Source organism: Tateyamaria sp. syn59, assembly GCF_007995245.1.
In the GTDB taxonomy this organism is placed as follows: Bacteria; Pseudomonadota; Alphaproteobacteria; order Rhodobacterales; family Rhodobacteraceae; genus Tateyamaria.
This window is the reverse complement of sequence record NZ_VCBA01000056.1, coordinates 1-1115: the sequence shown is the minus strand read 5'-3', so window position 1 is coordinate 1115 and position 1115 is coordinate 1. Positions and strand designations below refer to the sequence as shown.

Below are 1115 nucleotides of genomic sequence, written 5' to 3'. Positions count from 1 at the left end.
CGGCCGCCTTCGCGGATGGCGAAGCGCAGGCCGTCTTCCATGGCGATCGGGGCGATCAGCTCGACGTTGAACTTCAGGTTGTCGCCCGGCATCACCATCTCGGTGCCTTCCGGCAGCACGACGGTGCCGGTGACGTCGGTGGTGCGGAAGTAGAACTGCGGCCGGTAGTTGGCGAAGAACGGGGTGTGGCGGCCGCCCTCCTCCTTGGTGAGGATGTAGGCCTCGGCCTCGAACTTGGTGTGCGGCTTGACCGAGCCGGGCTTGCACAGCACCTGGCCGCGCTCGACGCCCTCACGATCCACACCGCGCAGCAGCGCGCCGATGTTGTCGCCCGCCTCGCCGCGGTCGAGCAGCTTGCGGAACATCTCGACACCGGTGCAGGTGGTCTTCTTGGTGTCGCGGATGCCGACGATCTCGATCTCGTCGCCGACATTGATGACGCCGCGCTCGACCCGGCCGGTGACCACGGTGCCGCGACCCGAGATCGAGAACACGTCCTCGATCGGCATCAGGAAGGGCTGGTCCACGGCGCGCGCCGGGGTCGGGATGTAGTCGTCGACCGCCGCCATCAGCTCGCGGATCTTGTTCTCGCCGATCTCCGGGTCGCGGCCTTCCATCGCGGCCAGCGCCGAGCCGGCGACGATCGGGATGTCGTCGCCCGGGAAGTCGTAGGACGACAGCAGCTCGCGGATCTCCATCTCGACCAGCTCGAGCAGTTCCGGGTCGTCGACCTGGTCGACCTTGTTCATGAACACCACCAGCGCCGGCACGCCGACCTGGCGGGCCAGCAGGATGTGCTCGCGGGTCTGCGGCATCGGGCCGTCCGCGGCGTTCACCACCAGGATGCCGCCGTCCATCTGCGCCGCGCCGGTGATCATGTTCTTGACGTAGTCGGCGTGGCCGGGGCAGTCGACATGGGCGTAGTGGCGGTTCTCGGTCTCGTACTCGACATGCGCGGTCGAGATCGTGATGCCGCGGGCCTTCTCCTCCGGCGCGCCGTCGATCTGGTCGTAGGCGCGGAAGTCGCCGAAGTACTTGGTGATCGCCGCGGTCAGCGTCGTCTTGCCGTGGTCAACGTGACCGACGGTGCCGATGTTCACGTGCGGTTTCGTGCG

At 67.6% G+C, this 1115-nt stretch carries 1 protein-coding gene; it reads right to left on the bottom strand.

Annotation, left to right across the window (positions count from 1 at the left end):
* Positions 1-1115 (bottom strand): elongation factor Tu (tuf, locus tag FD715_RS22400; RefSeq protein ID WP_147115510.1); only part of this gene is annotated, 1115 nt, incomplete at both ends.